This is a genomic window from Methanocrinis sp. (assembly GCF_049974945.1).
GTDB lineage: Archaea > Halobacteriota > Methanosarcinia > Methanotrichales > Methanotrichaceae > Methanocrinis.
Window position 1 is genome coordinate 1 of the sequence record NZ_JBNGCU010000154.1, and the last position, 3,027, is coordinate 3,027.

Sequence of the window (3,027 nt, forward strand, 5' to 3'; positions counted from 1 at the left end):
GGAGATCTTCGCCGACCCGATGCTGGAGAAGGTATTCAGCAACCTCCTGGAGAACTCTGTCAGGCACGGGCAGGGCGTCAGCAAGATCCGGGTCTTCTTCGTCAAAAAGGGGGATGAGGACGAGGGGAAAATCGTCTTCGAGGATGATGGTTCCGGGATACCAGCGGAGATGAAGGCCCAGATCTTCGATCAGGCCTTCGGGAGGCACACCGGCTACGGCCTCTTCCTCAGCCGCGAGATTCTGGGGATAACCGGCATGAGCATCACCGAGACCGGCGAGGAGGGGGAGGGGGCGAGGTTTGAGATCTCCGTCCCCAGGGAGAAGTACAGAGGCCTCTAGGCTTTGGAGGAGGTGCCCGAAAAGATGTTAGTCTATGCCGTTTTCGGAGATCCCGTGAAGCACAGCCTCTCCCCGGCGATGCAGAACGCGGCCTTCTCGGCCCTGGGCCTCTCGGCCCGCTACCTCGCCTTTCGGGTGAGGTGGGAGCGGCTGAGGGACGCGATCCTCGGCGCGGAGGCGATGGGGTTTGGCGGCCTGAACCTGACCATACCCCTGAAGGAGGAGGCCCTCAAGGTGGTCGTCCCCGACGAGAACGCCGCGGCGATGGGGGCTGTGAACACCGTCGCCTTCGGTGAAGGCGGCCGGATCAGGGGATACAACACCGATGGTTGGGGAGCCCTACGGGCCCTGGAGGGGGCCGGGGTCAGGGTTGGAGGAAGGCGGGTCTTGGTGATAGGCGCCGGCGGGGCGGCGAAGGCGATCGCCCGGCAGCTCGCCCTCTCCGGGGCCGAAGTCTCCATCGCCAACCGGGACCCTCGACGAGCCCTGGACCTGGCGGTCGCCGTTGGAGGAAGGGGCTACAGCCTTGCGGATCTGGACCGGCTGGTCCCCGAGGCCGATGTCGTCGTCAACGCCACCTCCGTCGGGATGAGAGAAGACGACCCCCGGCTCGTGGAGGGCTCCCTCTTTCGGGAGGGGCAGACGGTCTTCGACATCGTCTACAACAGGGAGACGGAACTCTTGAAAGATGCCGCTGGGGCCGGGGCGCAGGTCCTGGACGGCATTCCGATGCTCGTCTGGCAGGGGGCGCTCTCTATAGAGATCTGGACCGGCAGGAAGGCTCCCGTCGACGTCATGGAGCGGGCGGTGAGGGAGGAGCTGAGGAACCGATGACTCAGACGACAGAGATGAAGAAGACGAAAGAGAAGAGCGAGATGAAGAAGATGATGATGAAAAAGCGGATGCTGATCGTGGGCGGAACCGGCGGGACTGGAAGCTGGTTTGCCCGATATTTCAGGGGCCACGGCTTCGACGTCTCGCTCTGGGGTCCCAGCGGCCGGGTCGAGGTGGCCGAACGGCTGGGGGTGAGGTATGCAGGCGACCTTCTGGCGGAGGTGGCCAATAGCGACGTGGTCCTCCTCAGCGTCCCCATCAAGGAGACGGCCCGGGTCATCGAGGAGGTCGCACCAAAGATGAGGCCGGAAAGCCTCCTGATGGACGTCACCAGCCTCAAGGCCGAGCCGATGAGGGCGATGCTCCGGTGGGCTCCCGAGGGGGTCGAGATCCTCGGAACCCACCCCATGTTCGGCCCCACCATCCCCACCATCCGGGGCCAGACGGTGATCCTAGTCCCGGCGGCAGGAAGGTGCAGCGCATGGCTCTCTCCGATGAAGGAGATCTTCCGGGAGGGAGGTGCCCGAGTGGAGGTTCTCGGGGCCGAGGAGCACGATAGGATCATGGCCGTCGTCCAGGCCCTGACCCACTTCGCCTACATCTCCATCGGCTCTACGCTGGAGTCTCTCGACTTCGACGTGGCCCACTCGAGACGGTTCATGAGCCCCGTCTACGAGATCATGATCGACTTCGTCGGCAGGATCCTCGCCCAGAGCCCGGAGCTCTACGCCAGCATCCAGGAGAACCCCGAAGCCGAACGGGTGAGAGAGGCCTACATCAAAGAGTGCAAAAGGCTCGCCAAGCTCGCCGACGACGGCAACTCGGCGGGCTTCATGGACGCCATGCGATCGGCCGCCGATCATTTTGAGGGCGGGGACGAGGCCCTGGCCAGGTCTGACAGGCTGATCAGCCTCTGGATAGACCACAGAGAGAAAGGACGGCGGGGATGATCCAGCAGCTGGACCGGACGGATCCGCTGGTTCAGACCCGAGATTAGAGATATATCCATTCGGCGAGAGATATCGACGGAGATGATAGATTATGAATCATGAAGACCAAAAGCCCGACAGATGCGAATCCCGGCCCGCAGGGCCCGCCTGCGCCTGCTCCCTCGGCCCCCGCCGCTCCTGGACCGTTGTATTTCTGGGAATCATACTGGTCATTCTGGCCGTAGCCCTCGACCTCTCCCTTGAGGCGGTCCTGATCATAGGGCTGATACCCCTGGCAGTCCTGTTGGCCTCAGCGATGAGCAGCAGAGGACCGAGGTCCTGAAGCTTGAGACTCGATGAGCCCTCCAAGGTGGCTATTGGTCCGTCAGGCCGCCGGCCAGTGGCGTCTCAATCCCAGGAGGGCCTCGTTCTTAGCCTCGAAGAGCTCCCGGCCCTCGAGACCGCAGATTCTGCAGACCCTCTCCGCGGGGAGGCTTCCCACGAGATCGGCCATGAACTCCGTCTTCAGGCTCATCACCTCCTCGGAGGTTTGGGCCTTTCGGATCCTCCTCCCGAACCGGCCAGCGAGATCCACAACCCGGTCGGCGTCGTCTCCCAAGGCTGCCCGGACCTCCTCTGCCGGGATCGAGAAACCCGCTTGAGATCTGCCGGGCAGTAGTTTCTCTACCGCCTCCACCAGGCCGTAATGAGCTATGATGGCCTGGTTGTATGGGGTTTCAGTTTCGGTGCAACGGCCGTACCTGGCCGCGTATCCGCATCCCTCACAGTCCTCGGATCCGGGGCGGTGAAGGTTGCAGAAAGGGCAGTAGACCGGGCTCAGGGGAAGGTACGCCAGCATCTCCAGCGTCGATCTCTCGGCCAGCTCCAGGACCTCCTCTACCGCCTCGGCGGCGGCGAGATCGG

At 63.5% G+C, this 3,027-nt stretch carries 5 protein-coding genes; 4 read left to right on the plus strand and 1 reads right to left on the minus strand.

Annotation, left to right across the window (positions count from 1 at the left end; genetic code table 11):
* From ACP5EL_RS10000 to ACP5EL_RS10015, 4 genes are all read left to right on the plus strand, one after another.
* On the plus strand, positions 1-340 hold a 340-nt coding region (locus ACP5EL_RS10000), incomplete at its 5' end, for an ATP-binding protein (protein ID WP_428402366.1).
* A gap of 24 nt (positions 341-364) precedes the next feature.
* A complete protein-coding gene (locus ACP5EL_RS10005; RefSeq protein ID WP_428402367.1) occupies positions 365-1,174 on the plus strand; it encodes a shikimate dehydrogenase in 810 nt (269 codons plus the stop codon).
* Positions 1,171-2,124, plus strand: a complete 954-nt coding sequence (locus ACP5EL_RS10010; RefSeq protein ID WP_428402368.1) for a prephenate dehydrogenase/arogenate dehydrogenase family protein — start codon at positions 1,171-1,173, stop codon at positions 2,122-2,124. The genes ACP5EL_RS10005 and ACP5EL_RS10010 overlap by 4 nt, the downstream gene beginning before the upstream one ends.
* Before the next feature lie 91 nt (positions 2,125-2,215).
* Positions 2,216-2,446 carry a hypothetical protein gene (locus ACP5EL_RS10015; RefSeq protein ID WP_428402369.1) on the plus strand — a complete coding sequence of 77 codons (231 nt, stop codon included), beginning with the start codon at positions 2,216-2,218 and terminating at the stop codon, positions 2,444-2,446.
* Between the two features lie 42 nt (positions 2,447-2,488).
* Here ACP5EL_RS10015 and ACP5EL_RS10020 read toward each other — a convergent pair.
* A partial coding sequence (locus tag ACP5EL_RS10020; RefSeq protein WP_428402370.1) for a hypothetical protein occupies positions 2,489-3,027 on the minus strand: 539 nt, incomplete at its 5' end.